Origin of the sequence: Serratia sp. NGAS9 (assembly GCF_009905295.1) — a bacterium.
GTDB lineage: Bacteria > Pseudomonadota > Gammaproteobacteria > Enterobacterales > Enterobacteriaceae > Serratia > Serratia bockelmannii.
Map to the genome: position 1 here is coordinate 361,796 of NZ_CP047605.1, position 13,769 is coordinate 375,564.

Sequence of the window (13,769 nt, forward strand, 5' to 3'; positions counted from 1 at the left end):
ATTTATCACATCACTTTCTGCAAATGCGCGTTGAAGGCTTCCGCCTTCATAAAACCGGTGACCCGCTGTGCTGTCAGTTCCTGGCCCGCCGGATCGAAGAACAGGATCGTCGGCAGCCCCAGCACCTGCAGGTGCTTCAGCAGCGCCGCCTGTTCCACGCTGTTAGCGGTCACATCCGCCTGCAGCAGCACCGCGTTGGCCAGGCTCGCCTGTACCGCGGCGTCGCTGAAGGTGTATTTCTCGAACTCTTTGCAAGCTACACACCAGTCGGCGTACAGGTCCAGCATCACCGGTTTGCCCCGCGCCTGTTGCAGCGCGAGATCGAGCTGTTCGACGTTGTTGATGCGGGTAAAGGCCAGATGCGGTTGAGCCGCCTGCTGCGCCTGGTCGGTGCCGAAAGCCCAGTCCTGCAGCGGCCGCGCGGCGATCACCGCCGCCGCCAGCAGCAGCAGTTGCAGAGCGCGCGTCCAGCCGCGTGTGCTTCTCAGGCTCAGGGCGAAGGCCCAGCCGAAGAACGCCAGGCCGAGCAGGCTCCACAAGCGCATGCCCCACAGGTCGCCGATCACTCGCTCCAGCAGGAACACCGGCAGCGCCAGAATGACGAAGCCGAAGGCCTCTTTCACGTACTGCATCCACGGGCCGCTGCGCGGCAGCAGGCGGTTGCCGAACAGGGTGACGATCACCAGCGGAATACCCATTCCCAGCGCGTACAGGTACAGCGTACCGCCGCCGGCCCACAGATTACCGCTCTGGGCGATATACAGCAGGATGGCGCTGAGCGGCGCGGTGGTGCAGGGGGAACAAATCAGCCCGGCCAGGGCGCCCATCAGGAACACGCCGGTCAGTGAGCCGCCGCGCTGGGTGTTGCTCCAGTTTGCCAGCCGGGTTTGCAGCGCCGAGGGCAACTGCAGGGAATAGAGGCCGAACATCGACAGCGCCAGCGCGATGAACAGTACCGACAGGCCAATCAGGACGTAAGGATGCTGCAGCGCCGCCTGGAACTGCAATCCGGCGGCGGCCACCACCAAGCCCAGCAGGGTGTAGGTGAGCGCCATGCCCTGCACGTAAACCACCGCCAGCGCCAGAATGCGGCCGCTGCTTTGCGGCCGGTCGCGGCCGAGGATGATGCCGGAGATCAGCGGGTACATCGGCAGTACGCACGGGGTGAAGGCGATACCGATGCCGATCAGCAATGCCCACAGCGGCGAGAACGGCAGGCTGGCCGGTGCGGCGGGGGCTTCAGCCGGCGCAGAGGCCGAGAGCGGCGCGGCTGCGCTGACCGCGTCCAGCGGGATGGTTCGGGTTTCCGGCGGATAGCAGAAGCCGGCCTCGGCGCAGCCCTGATAGGTGACGCTGAGGCTGGCGTTGGCCGCCGCCTGTTGCAGCGGCACCTGCAGATTCAGCTGCTGTTTGAAAATCGCCACTTCGCCGAAGAATTCATCCTTGTGGCTCAGCCCTTCGGGCAGGGTAAACGCGCCGAGCGTCGCCTGCTGCGGCACCAGTTTGATCTGCTGACGATACAGGTAGTAGCCGGGGCGGATCTGCCAGTTCAGCGTTACCTGGTTGCCTTGCTGTTTGAAATCGAAAGCGAAGGCCTGATCGACAGGCACGAACTGGCTGCCGCCCTTCGGCGCGAACAGCGAAGCCTGCGCCGCCTGCGGCAGGAAGCACAGGCTGCACAGCAGCAAAATCAATTTAAGGAAGCGTTGATCCATAACAGGTAGTCTTTATCTCCGGCCATCACCGGCAAGACCAGCAGCTCGGGCGTCTGGTAAGGGTGATGTTGTTTCAGGGTGTCGAGCAGGGCTTGCTGACGGCGGCGATCGCTTTTGAACAGCATCTGCACTTCGTATTCCTGTTCCAGTTTCCCTTCCCAGTAATACAGCGAGGTGGCGCCGGGCAGCAGCGTGGCGCAGGCCGCCAGCTTATCGCCCAAGACCCGCGCCGCCAGTTCCTGGGCGCTGGCTTCATCGGGTGCGGTACAGAGTATGACGACAGCTTCGCAATCAGACATCTTCAGCCCTCTCATCGGTTTGAATGGGCACTATACCCTGAAGGCGGATTGGCTAGAAGGCGAGTTTATCGCCAGAAAGAAAACCGGGGCCGCAGCCCCGGTCGATGCCTTACAGCATGACGCTGCCGAGCAGGAAGCCGAATACCACCGCGAAGATCACGCCCATGGTGCCGGGAATGAAGAACGGATGGTTGAACACGAAGCGGCCGATGCGCGTGGTGCCGGTATCGTCCATCTGCACCGCGGCGACCAGCGTCGGGTAGGTCGGCAGGATGAACAGGCCGGAAACGGCGGCGAAGGAGGCGACGGCGGTCAGCGGCGACACGTTCAGCGCCAGCGCCATCGGCATCAGCGCCTTGGCGGTGGCGGCCTGCGAGTACAGCAGCGCCGAGCAGAAGAAGAAGATCACCGCCAGCAGCCACGGGTGCGCCTGAATGACGCTGCCGGCCGTCTCTTTGATCCAGTCGATGTTGGCTTGCACGAAGGTGTCGCCCAGCCAGGCGACGCCGAGGATACAGATACAGGCGCTCATGCCGGCCTTGAAGGTGCTGGAGTTCAGCACCATGTCGGTGTCGACGCGGCACAGCAGGGTGGTCAGCGTGGCGACGCTCAGCATGATGATCAGGATGGCGTTGGTGGTGTTCATCAGCGGCTTGGCCACCAGGCCCAGGCCCGGGCTGTTGATGATGGCGTAGGCGACCACGCACAGCACGCCCAGCAGGAACAGCAGCACCGAGGTTTTGGCGCGCGGTTTGATCGCCAGCGCGTTGTTGCCGCGCAGGGTGATCAGGCCTTCTTCCAGGCGTTTCAGGTACACCGGATCGTTAGACAGCTTGGAGTCGAACAGCCAGGTCACCAGCAGCGACATCACCAGCACGGCGCAGAAGGTGGATGGGATCACCACCATCAACAGGTGCAGGTAGCTGACGCCGTGGCCTTCCATCACCGAAGACATGTACACCACCGCGGCGGAGATCGGCGAGGCGGTGATGGCGATCTGGGCGGAGACGACGGCGGTCGACAGCGGGCGGCAAGGCTTGATGCCCTGCTCTTTCGCCACCTCGGCGATCACCGGCAGCGCCGAGAGCGAGATGTTGCCGGTGCCGGCGAAGATGGTCAGGAAGTAAGTGACGATAGGGGCGAGAATGGTGATGTGTTTGGGGTTCTTGCGCAGCAGTTTTTCGGTCTGCTGCACCAGATAGTCCATCCCCCCGGCGACCTGCATCGCGGAGATCGCCGCGATCACCGCCATGATGATGGAAATCACGTCGAAGGGAATGCTGCCTGGCTTGACGCCGATCAGCGCCAGGACCAGAACGCCCAACCCCCCCGCGAACCCGATACCGATACCGCCCAACCTGGCCCCTAAAAAGATGGCCAGCAGAACGATAACCAATTCTACGGCTAGCATAGTGTTTACTCCTTAAAATGAGAGAAATTGAAAATCAAACGTTAAAATTTTGTGGGCGCCGGAAAGTAAAAAGGCACGCTATCCAGAGGATTTAGCGTGCCTTTCAGGGCTACCGGGTAGGTCTGTTATTGTTCATTTTCATCCGTATAGCGTTTGGCTTTATAGGCCGGGTGCATCAGGTTCTCCACGGAGAAGATGTCATCCAGCTCGGCTTCGGTCAGCAGGCCGCGTTCCAGCACCACTTCGCGCACGCTCTTGCCGGTTTCGGCGCAGATCTTCCCGACGATGTCACCGTTGTGGTGGCCAATGAACGGGTTCAGATAGGTGACGATACCGATCGAGTTGAAGACGTAGTGTTCGCAGACTTCTTTATTCGCGGTGATGCCGTTAATGCATTTTTCCAGCAGGTTGTAGCAGGCGTTGGTCAGGATGTGGATCGACTCGAACATCGCCTGGCCGATCACCGGCTCCATCACGTTCAGCTGCAGCTGGCCCGCTTCGGCCGCCATGGTAACGCAAGTGTCGTTGCCAATCACCTTGAAACACACCTGATTGACCACTTCCGGCACCACCGGGTTCACTTTGGCCGGCATGATGGACGACCCCGCCTGCAGCTCCGGCAGGTTGATTTCGTTCAGGCCGGCGCGCGGGCCGGAGGAGAGCAGGCGCAGGTCGTTACAGATTTTGGACAGTTTCACCGCCAGGCGTTTGAGTGCGCTGTGCACCATCACGTAGGCGCCGCAGTCGGAGGTGGCTTCGATCAGGTCTTCCGCCGGTACCACCGGCAGGCCGCTGACTTCCGCCAGTTTTTGCACCGCCAGCGGCTGATAGCCTTCCGGGGTGTTGAGTGCGGTGCCGATGGCGGTGGCGCCCAGGTTAACTTCCAGCAGCAGCTCCGCGGTGCGGTGCAGGTTGCGGGTCTCTTCGTTCAGCAGCACGCTGAAGGCGTGGAATTCCTGGCCGAGGGTCATCGGCACTGCGTCCTGCAGCTGGGTGCGGCCCATTTTCAGGATGGTTTCGAACTCTTTCGCCTTGCGATCGAAGCCTTCACGCAGCTGGTTGATGGCGTCGATCAGTTTCTGGTTGGAGGCGTACACCGCGATGCGGAACCCGGTCGGGTAGGCGTCGTTGGTGGACTGGCACTTATTGAGGTGATCGTTCGGGTTCAGGTACTGGTATTCGCCTTTTTGATGGCCCATCAGCTCCAGGCCGATGTTCGCCAGCACTTCGTTGGTGTTCATGTTCAGCGAGGTGCCTGCGCCGCCCTGGAACACGTCCACCGGGAACTGATCCATGCACTTGCCTTTATCCAGCACCTCGTCGCAGGCCTGGATGATCACGTCGGCGATTTTGCGCGGGATGGTTTTGAGTTCTTTGTTGGCCATCGCCGCGGCCTTTTTCACCATCACCATGCCGCGAACGAACTCGGGGACATCGCTGATTTTGCTGTTGCTGATGTAGAAGTTTTCAATCGCACGCAGAGTGTGAACTCCGTAGTAAGCGTCTGCGGGGACTTCACGTGTTCCTAACAGGTCTTCTTCGATACGAATGTTGTTTGACATGAGAACCTTCTCTATGTGTTGCTGCCGAATTAATAATTTGTCAGGTCAAGGCTAGTAAGGGCACAGCCTAAATTAATGTTGCCGAAGGCTTGGGGCGTGAAACGATTAACCAAATCGCCCGTTGCTGCCCAGATCATATGCTGGTTGATAAGAAATGACTGAATCCAGATCACCTTATGGTGTTTAAGGATATGCCCTTTTCCGGTTCTGTGACTTCTTTCACGTTTGTGAACTTTAGCAATAAAAACCGGCTCTCGGTTGAAATGGTGGGGGGATGCCCTCATTGTAATGGTGTCGGCCGTTTACGGCCTCTTTTTTCGCGCCGTCGCCCCGTGGCGGCCGTGCCTTACCTACCGATAGGAGAACCAGGTGCGCTGGTTACCGCTACTGCTGATATTTCTGCTGGCTTACATAGAAATATCCATCTTTATCAAAGTCGCCGCCGTGCTCGGCGTGGCTGTCACCCTGCTGTTGGTGGTGTTCAGCTCCTGCGTCGGCATTTCGCTGGTGCGCAATCAGGGCATGAAAACCTTCGTGCAGATGCAGCAAAAACTGGCGGCCGGCGAAAGCCCGGCGGCGGAAATGGTGAAAAGCGTTTCGCTGGTGCTGGCGGGCTTCCTGCTGCTGATACCGGGCTTCTTCACCGATTTCCTCGGCCTATTGCTGCTGCTGCCGCCGGTGCAAAAATCGCTGACGCTGAAGCTGATGCCGCACCTGTCGGTGTATCGCCCCGGCGGTTGGACGGGCGGTGACGCCGCCAACGGCAATACCTTCGACGGCGAATTCCAGCGCAAGGACGACGAACGCCCGGTGCTGGAACACCGCCCGGACGAGGATCGCAAACCTCACGATCGTTAAGCAAACGCGGCTCAGGCCGCGTTTTTCATCTCTGCGGCACTCGCCGAACCGAAAATGCGAAATTTTTTTTGTTCGCCCCCTTGAAGGGGGCTGGAACGCCCCCATCTCAAATGCCACGAGGCCGGTAATAACAACCATCCGGTGTACAACCCTAAATCTGATAGAGACCTTCTTACAGGAGAGCGTTCAATGAGTATTCGTCCATTGCATGACCGCGTTATCGTCAAGCGCAAAGAAGTTGAATCAAAATCTGCTGGCGGCATCGTCCTGACTGGCTCTGCTGCGGGTAAATCCACTCGCGGTGAAGTGGTTGCAGTGGGTAAAGGGCGTGTGCTGGAAAACGGCAACATCCAACCGCTGGATGTGAAAGTTGGCGATATCGTGATTTTCAACGACGGCTACGGCGTGAAAGCAGAGAAGATCGACAATGAAGAAGTGTTGATCATGTCCGAAAGCGACATTCTGGCAATTGTTGAAGCGTAATTGCGCTTTATCTTCTGAACTGAACGAGTTGAAGGGAAATACCAATGGCAGCTAAAGACGTAAAATTCGGCAATGACGCTCGCGTGAAAATGCTCCGCGGCGTGAATGTTCTCGCTGATGCAGTAAAAGTGACCCTGGGCCCGAAAGGCCGCAACGTAGTGCTGGATAAATCTTTCGGCGCACCGACCATCACCAAAGACGGCGTTTCCGTTGCGCGTGAAATCGAACTGGAAGACAAGTTCGAGAACATGGGCGCACAGATGGTGAAAGAAGTGGCCTCCAAAGCGAACGACGCGGCGGGCGACGGCACCACCACTGCAACCGTACTGGCTCAATCCATCATCACCGAAGGCCTGAAAGCGGTTGCTGCAGGCATGAACCCGATGGATCTGAAGCGCGGCATCGACAAAGCGGTTGTCGCTGCGGTTGAAGAACTGAAAAAACTGTCCGTACCTTGCTCCGATTCCAAAGCTATCGCTCAGGTCGGCACCATCTCCGCCAACTCCGACGAAACCGTGGGTAAACTGATCGCGGAAGCGATGGAGAAAGTGGGCAAAGAAGGCGTTATCACCGTTGAAGAAGGCACCGGCCTGCAAGACGAGCTGGACGTGGTTGAAGGTATGCAGTTCGACCGCGGTTACCTGTCTCCATACTTCATCAACAAGCCGGAAACCGGTTCTGTTGAGCTGGAAAGCCCGTTCATCCTGCTGGCCGACAAGAAGATCTCCAACATCCGCGAAATGCTGCCGGTGCTGGAAGCCGTTGCCAAAGCAGGCAAACCGCTGCTGATCATCGCTGAAGACGTAGAAGGCGAAGCGCTGGCGACCCTGGTGGTCAACACCATGCGCGGCATCGTGAAAGTGGCTGCCGTTAAGGCGCCTGGCTTCGGCGACCGTCGTAAAGCCATGCTGCAGGACATCGCTACCCTGACTGCCGGTACCGTTATCTCTGAAGAGATCGGTCTGGAACTGGAAAAAGCCACCCTGGAAGATCTGGGTCAGGCGAAACGCGTTGTCATCAACAAAGACACCACCATCATCATCGATGGCGTGGGCGACGAAGCGACCATCCAGGGCCGCGTTGCTCAAATTCGTCAGCAGATCGAAGAAGCGACCTCTGACTACGATCGTGAAAAACTGCAGGAGCGCGTAGCGAAACTGGCCGGCGGCGTTGCCGTTATCAAGGTTGGCGCAGCCACTGAAGTTGAAATGAAAGAGAAGAAAGCCCGCGTTGAAGACGCCCTGCACGCAACCCGCGCCGCAGTGGAAGAAGGCGTGGTTGCCGGCGGCGGCGTCGCGCTGATCCGCGTTGCAGGCAAAATCGCCTCGCTGAAAGGCGACAACGAAGACCAGAACGTGGGTATCAAAGTTGCGCTGCGCGCAATGGAAGCCCCTCTGCGTCAGATCGTGGTCAACGCCGGTGAAGAAGCTTCCGTTATCGCCAACCAGGTGAAAGCGGGCGAAGGCAGCTACGGCTACAACGCTTACTCTGAAGAATACGGCGACATGATTGCGATGGGTATCCTGGATCCAACCAAAGTGACCCGTTCTGCTCTGCAGTACGCGGCTTCCGTGGCTGGCCTGATGATCACCACCGAATGCATGGTCACCGACCTGCCGAAGGCTGACGCACCGGATCTGGGCGCAGCAGGCGGCATGGGTGGCATGGGCGGCATGGGCGGCATGATGTAATCATCCCCCACACGCTTGTGTGCTGAGAACCCCGGTCAACTGACCGGGGTTTTTTTTAGCTTAAAAATCAATTAAAAGGATGTTTTGTTAGCTTGTTATTAGTTTGGTGAATGAATAATTGCATTATTTTGTTTTTACCCTAAACCGTTGTCGTTTAGTACCGATATAGCCCCTACCAGGCGGGGAATTTCCCCTCGCCGGTGTGACTGTCAACGGAGACGACTTATGCTGAAAAATATGAAAATAGCCACCTGGCTGATGATGATGCTGTTGCTGCTGGGCTTGATGCCCATGGGAACCGGCGCCATTGCCTTCTATTTCATGCAGCAAAACGGCCACAGTATCGACAGGATGAGCACCTTCTCCGACGAGGAAGCGGCGCTGAACCGCAGTTGGCGTGCTTTGCTGCAAACGCAGACGCTGATCGACAACATGGCGTTCGAGCGCTGGGCGCAGACCAGCAGAGCCGATATTCAGCAGGGTATCGATGAGGCGCGAGGTGAGCTGCGCAGCGCTGACGTCGCGTTCAACCTGTTTTGGGAGACGCCGGGCCTGACGGTATCGCGCCCGGATCTGGGCGAGGCGATGAAAAAGGTTTACCTGGCGCAGCAGGCGGTGCTGAAGCAAGAACTGACGCTGTTGGCCGACACGCCACAGACGGCGCTGATCGAGCGGCTGCACGCCATGGCGGCAGAGAAGCGCCAGGTGCGCCAGCGGCTGGATAACCAGTTTGCCGACTACATGCGGGCCACGGTGGCCGCCCACCGTCTGGCAGTGGAAGAGGCGGAGCAGACCCAAAAAGTCTTCGCCCGCCTGCTGAGCGGCACCCTGGCAGCGATCCTGTTGCTGCTGGTCGCCGTGCAGCGTGATTTCCGCCGGCGCTTGATTCTGCCGCTGCGCCAGATCGCCGAACACTTGCAAAAGGTTGGGCGCGGCGATCTACGCAGCGAGATCGCGGTACGCAACAACAATGAGATCGGCATGCTGTTCGCCAGCCTACGGACGATGCAGCAGGAGCTGAGTGCGACCGTGCAGCAGGTGCGTGACGGTGTGGAGTCGATCAACCACGGTACGCACGAGATCGCCGTCGGCAACGCCGATCTCTCCAGCCGCACCGAAGAACAAGCCAGCGCGCTGACGGAAACCGCCGCCAGCATGGAGCAGATTACCGCCACGGTGCGGCAAAACGCCGATAACGCCACTCAGGCCGCCGGCATGGTCAATCAGACCGCCGGCATTGCCCGCAACGGCGAAACGCTGATGGCCAGCGCGATCGACAAGATGCGGGCGATCAACGACAGCGCGCGTCAGGTGGGGGATATTACCAGCGTGATCGACGGCATCGCCTTCCAGACCAACATTCTGGCGCTGAACGCCGCCGTCGAGGCCGCCCGCGCCGGGGAGCAGGGGCGGGGTTTTGCGGTGGTAGCCGGCGAAGTGCGCAATCTGGCGCAGCGCTGCGCGACTTCGGCCAAGGAGATCAGCGGTCTGGTCGACGGCGTAACCGGCGATATCGCCGCCGGCGTGCGGCTGGTGGAACAGGCGGGCGAGACGATGAATGCCATCGTCGGCTCGGTGAACCAGGTGACGTCGCTGATGGATAACATCTCCTATGCGTCGGAAGAGCAAAGCAAAGGCGTCGAGCAGGTCGGGGTGGCGGTGACCCAGATGGATCAGGTGACCCAGCAGAACGCCGCGCTGGTGGAGGAGGTGGCGACCACCGCCGTCGGCGTGGAGGAACAGGCGGCCCTGCTGGCGCAGGCGGTGGCGGTATTCAAACTGGCGGAGGGGGAACCGCGCCAGGGCGACGTGGAGGCGCAGGCATCGGCGGCCGTTGCCGGTTGGGTATAACGCCGCCGCACTGTATTTGATGATATTTTTGCCGCCCGGGGCGATTTAGCTGGTAAACTGGTAAGTCATCAGCTGTCGCTCAAGACGTTGGCCCGCTCGCGCGGCAACGGATGCTTAAGAGATGGCATCGCTTTCTGATATACCCTATGAATTTCAAGTTGTAGCTAGGCGGCCAGCTCGTGAGTCCCCAGGCGCTTACTTGAGTAAGTAACTGGGGTGAGCGAGTGCAGTCAACAACGCTACAGCTTGAAAGGCGACGGGTAGAAGATTTTGCGTAATTCTCAACATCGAATGGGGAACAAGATGCGGATTAAAGCCTTACTGGGTCTTTCGGCAGCGATGCTGCTGGCGGGTTGCAGCACCACTCATGAACTGACCGCTGCGGGTCAGCAGATCAAGTTCACCGACAGCAAGCCGGCGGCGGAATGCCAGCTGCTGGGGGAAGTGACCGGCACCCAGAGCAACTGGCTGTCCGGCAACGGCGGTGAAGGCAGCTCCATGCGCGGTGCGGCCAACGATCTGCGCAACAAGGCAGCGGCGATGGGCGGCAACGTGATCTACGGCGCCAACAGCCCAAGCCAGAACCTGCTCTCCAGCTTCGCGCCGCTGGACAGCAAAATGGTCGGCCAGGTTTACAAGTGCCCGTAAGGCGCTGAGGCCAAACGCCGCACAGAGATAAAAAAAGAGGAATGCCACGGCATTCCTCTTTTCGTTCCATCGGGCCATGTGGCGCGCGTCACTCCGGCATCAGGCGCAGGTCGATCGGCGTTTTGCTCGGTTCGCCGCCCACTTCACGCGTCAGGCGCGGCACCAGATAACCGGACACCTTGCTCAGCAGCGCCTGCATGATGACGCGCGCTTCATCGTCGCTGACCATGAAATGCGCCGCGCCCTGCACCTTGTCCAGCACGTGGATGTAATAGGGCAGGATGCCGGCGTCGAACAGCGCGTTGCTGAGTGCCGCCAGCGTATCGGCATTGTCGTTGACGTCGCGCAGCAGCACGCTCTGGTTGAGCAGCGTGACGCCGGCGAGGCGCAGCTGCGCCATGGCGCTTTGCAGGTCGCGGTCAATTTCGTTGGCGTGGTTGATGTGCGTGACCATCAGCACCTGCAGGCGCGAGGCCGACAGCAGGCGGCACAGCGCTGGCGTAATGCGCGCCGGGATCACCACCGGCAGACGGGTGTGAATGCGCAGGCGTTTCAGGTGCGGAATGGCCTCCAGCTCGCCGACCAGCCACTCCAGCTCGCTGTCTTTGGCCATCAGCGGATCGCCGCCGGAAAAAATGATCTCGTCCAGTTCCGGGTGTTGGCGGATATAATCCAGCGCCTGCCGCCAGTTGTTCTTGTTGCCCTGATTATCCTGATAGGGGAAGTGACGGCGGAAACAGTAACGGCAGTTGACCGCACAGCCGCCTTTGACCAGCAGCAGCGCGCGATTGCGGTATTTGTGCAGCAGGCCCGGCACCACGCTGCGCTGTTCATCCAGCGGATCGGTGGTGAACCCTGGGGCGTTGATGAACTCCTCTCTGGCGGTCAGCACCTGGCGCAGCAGCGGGTCGTTGGCATCGCCGGGGCGCATGCGCGCAGCGAAGGCGCGCGGCACGCGCAGGGCAAACAGCCGACGGGCATCGCGCCCCTGCGGCAGTTCCGGGTGCGTATTCAGTGACAAAAGCTGCAGTAATTCATCGGGATCGGTAATAACATCGGCGAGTTGATGCAACCAATCTTCTCTATGTGCCGTACTTTGGGTTATAATGTGTGCCATTTTTTTGGCTAAGCTACCAGTTCAAATATTCAGAGGGCCATCATGGCGACTTATTCTAGCAACGATTTCCGTCCGGGTCTTAAAATCATGTTCGAGGGCGAACCTTACGCCGTCGAAGCCAGTGAGTTCGTTAAGCCGGGCAAAGGCCAGGCGTTCGCGCGCGTGAAAATGCGTCGTCTGCTGACCGGCACCCGCGTGGAAAAAACCTTCAAGTCTACCGATTCTTGCGAAGGCGCAGACGTGATGGACACCAACATGAACTACCTGTACAGCGACGGTGAGTTCTACCACTTCATGCACCCTGAGTCTTTCGAACAGCATCAGGTTGACGGCAAAACCGTCGGCGACGCGGCCAAATGGCTGCAGGATAACGCAGAGTGCATCATCACCCTGTGGGATGGCCGTCCAATCGCCGTTCAGCCGCCGAACTTCATCGAAGCGGAAATCACCGATACCGATCCTGGCCTGAAAGGCGATACCGCAGGGACTGGCGGCAAGCCGGCTACCCTGAGCACCGGCGCCGTGGTGAAAGTGCCGTTGTTCGTCCAGATCGGCGAAGTGATCAAGGTTGACACTCGCTCTGGCGAATACGTCTCTCGCGTTAAATAAGTTTCAAAACAGAGGAACCCACGCGGTTCCTCTGTTTTATCCTATCCCCGTTCGTTGGCAGAAAATCCGCATGTTCAAGAAAACGTTGTTGGCCGTGCTCTCCCTGTTGTTCCTTTTCTCCCTCAGCAGTTGCAATACGTTTCGCGGTTTCGGCGAAGACGTTCAGCATCTCGGCGGCGCCATCTCCCGCACGGCCAGCTGATCCCGCCTTTAACCCGATGTATTTGCGCCACAAAGCCGGTCACGATCCCACACCCTCCGTCAATTTTGACTACGCTTAGAAAGCCGTACTTTTTCATCAACGACAAATAAGGACTTTCTTATGCTGAAGAAAAGTATTATCGCGATCTTCTCTTTGATGATTTTGAGCTCGCTGACCGCCTGCAATACCACCCGCGGTGTGGGTGAAGACATTCAGGCCGGCGGCAAGGCTATTCAGCGCAGCGCGGAATAATCCGTTCTCTACCCGGCGGCGTTCCGGCTGCGGAGAGCCGCCACATTTCTATCCCTTGCCTGAGCGTTAACGCTGCTGCTATCCTGCCGCAGTGCGGGTGAGGTTACCCGTCATGCGTCACCTCGCTAAACGGGACGACCCGTTTACGCGTCATTTTATCGGGGACGACCCCAGTGGTAGGGAGGCCGTCTCATGGCCTGGATTATTCTGCTTATCGCCGGTTTGCTCGAAGTGGTTTGGGCTATCGGTCTGAAATACACCCACGGTTTTACCCGGCTGACGCCGAGCATCATCACCATCGCTGCGATGGTGGTCAGCATGTTGCTGTTGGCCAACGCCATGAAAACGCTGCCCGCCGGCACCGCCTATGCGGTGTGGACCGGCATCGGCGCGGTGGGTGCAGCCATCATGGGCATGGTGCTGTTGGGTGAATCGACCAATATTGCGCGCATCATCAGCCTGTGCCTGATCGTGGTCGGCATACTCGGGCTGAAGTTCAGCAGTCACTGATCGGCGGACTGTTGCACCCAGATCAGCTTGTCGATGGCGAAACCGTAGCCTTTGGCCGTCTGCAATAAGCTGTCGCGTACGCTGGCGTCAAGCGTCGGCGTGCGCGACAGGATCCACAGATAGTCGCGGTTAGGGCCGCAAACCAGCGCGTAGCGATACGCCGGGTCCAGGGCAATCACGTTATAGCCGCCGTAGAAGGGGCCGAAGAACGACACTTTCAGCGCCGCGACCTGGGGTGAACCGATAAAGTAGGCTTTGCCTTCGCTTTCTTGCCATTGCTGTTTTTGCGCATTGAAGCCGCGATTGATGACTTTCAGCCCGCCGTCGGCGCGCGGGCTGTAATGGGCGGTCACCTGCTGCAAACCGCGTTCAAAACGATGATCCAGACGAGCGATCTCATACCAGGTACCGAGATAGCGCTGGCTGTCAAAGGGGGTCACGACCTTGATGTCTTTAGGCGGGGAGACGCTGCAGGCGACGGAGAGCAGGGCGGAAAGCATGACGCTAAGCTTTGACCATAAACGCATCGGTGACTCCTGTTTACCGGGGGCGAGTAGACAG

General features: G+C 59.1%; 15 protein-coding genes. 9 read left to right on the forward strand and 6 right to left on the reverse strand.

What is annotated here, in order from left to right; translation table 11 throughout:
- Positions 1–5: 5 nt before the first annotated feature.
- From GUC32_RS01615 to aspA, 4 genes are all read right to left on the reverse strand, one after another.
- Positions 6–1,715: a protein-disulfide reductase DsbD gene (locus tag GUC32_RS01615; protein ID WP_151428351.1), complete on the reverse strand. Its 1,710-nt coding sequence runs from the start codon at positions 1,713–1,715 to the stop codon at positions 6–8.
- On the reverse strand, positions 1,691–2,014 hold the full coding sequence (gene cutA / locus GUC32_RS01620; RefSeq protein WP_004929657.1) for a divalent cation tolerance protein CutA: 324 nt from the start codon (positions 2,012–2,014) through the stop codon (positions 1,691–1,693). The genes GUC32_RS01615 and cutA overlap by 25 nt, the downstream gene beginning before the upstream one ends.
- A 109-nt stretch (positions 2,015–2,123) precedes the next feature.
- Positions 2,124–3,425 (reverse strand): anaerobic C4-dicarboxylate transporter, encoded by a 1,302-nt coding sequence (locus tag GUC32_RS01625; protein ID WP_016929379.1) that lies wholly within the window; start codon positions 3,423–3,425, stop codon positions 2,124–2,126.
- Between the two features lie 125 nt (positions 3,426–3,550).
- The gene (gene aspA / locus GUC32_RS01630) at positions 3,551–4,987 is read right to left on the reverse strand and encodes an aspartate ammonia-lyase (protein ID WP_004929659.1); all 1,437 of its coding nucleotides are present in this window, start codon (positions 4,985–4,987) and stop codon (positions 3,551–3,553) included.
- Between the two features lie 369 nt (positions 4,988–5,356).
- Between aspA and GUC32_RS01635 the strand changes: the two genes are divergently transcribed.
- From GUC32_RS01635 to GUC32_RS01655, 5 genes are all read left to right on the forward strand, one after another.
- Positions 5,357–5,845, forward strand: a complete 489-nt coding sequence (locus GUC32_RS01635; protein WP_004929660.1) for an FxsA family protein — start codon at positions 5,357–5,359, stop codon at positions 5,843–5,845.
- A 189-nt stretch (positions 5,846–6,034) separates the two neighbouring features.
- Positions 6,035–6,328, forward strand: a complete 294-nt coding sequence (locus tag GUC32_RS01640) for a co-chaperone GroES (RefSeq protein WP_004929661.1) — start codon at positions 6,035–6,037, stop codon at positions 6,326–6,328.
- 44 nt (positions 6,329–6,372) lie between these two features.
- Positions 6,373–8,019 carry a chaperonin GroEL gene (gene groL / locus GUC32_RS01645; protein WP_025305005.1) on the forward strand — a complete coding sequence of 549 codons (1,647 nt, stop codon included), beginning with the start codon at positions 6,373–6,375 and terminating at the stop codon, positions 8,017–8,019.
- Between the two features lie 225 nt (positions 8,020–8,244).
- Positions 8,245–9,870, forward strand: coding sequence for a methyl-accepting chemotaxis protein (locus GUC32_RS01650; RefSeq protein ID WP_049295091.1), 1,626 nt, complete (start codon positions 8,245–8,247; stop codon positions 9,868–9,870).
- 303 nt (positions 9,871–10,173) lie between these two features.
- Entirely contained in the window at positions 10,174–10,518 is a 345-nt protein-coding gene (locus GUC32_RS01655) for a DUF4156 domain-containing protein (RefSeq protein ID WP_025305007.1), read from the forward strand.
- Between the two features lie 88 nt (positions 10,519–10,606).
- Here the strand turns inward: GUC32_RS01655 and epmB are convergent, their stop codons facing one another.
- Positions 10,607–11,635, reverse strand: a complete 1,029-nt coding sequence (gene epmB, locus GUC32_RS01660; RefSeq protein WP_060448256.1) for an EF-P beta-lysylation protein EpmB — start codon at positions 11,633–11,635, stop codon at positions 10,607–10,609.
- A gap of 42 nt (positions 11,636–11,677) precedes the next feature.
- On the opposite strand from epmB, the gene efp reads away from it, so the two are divergent.
- The 4 genes from efp to sugE all read left to right on the forward strand — a co-directional run bounded on the left by efp (position 11,678) and on the right by sugE (position 13,208).
- Positions 11,678–12,244 carry an elongation factor P gene (efp, locus tag GUC32_RS01665; protein ID WP_004929666.1) on the forward strand — a complete coding sequence of 189 codons (567 nt, stop codon included), beginning with the start codon at positions 11,678–11,680 and terminating at the stop codon, positions 12,242–12,244.
- A 70-nt stretch (positions 12,245–12,314) separates the two neighbouring features.
- A complete protein-coding gene (locus GUC32_RS01670) occupies positions 12,315–12,446 on the forward strand; it encodes an entericidin A/B family lipoprotein (protein WP_004929667.1) in 132 nt (43 codons plus the stop codon).
- A gap of 120 nt (positions 12,447–12,566) precedes the next feature.
- A complete protein-coding gene (locus GUC32_RS01675) occupies positions 12,567–12,698 on the forward strand; it encodes an entericidin A/B family lipoprotein (RefSeq protein WP_004929668.1) in 132 nt (43 codons plus the stop codon).
- A 192-nt stretch (positions 12,699–12,890) separates the two neighbouring features.
- Complete coding sequence (sugE, locus tag GUC32_RS01680) at positions 12,891–13,208, forward strand: quaternary ammonium compound efflux SMR transporter SugE (protein WP_004929669.1); 318 nt, start codon at positions 12,891–12,893, stop codon at positions 13,206–13,208.
- Here the strand turns inward: sugE and blc are convergent.
- Positions 13,202–13,735: an outer membrane lipoprotein Blc gene (blc, locus tag GUC32_RS01685; protein ID WP_369435516.1), complete on the reverse strand. Its 534-nt coding sequence runs from the start codon at positions 13,733–13,735 to the stop codon at positions 13,202–13,204. The genes sugE and blc overlap by 7 nt on opposite strands.
- Positions 13,736–13,769 lie beyond the last annotated feature (34 nt).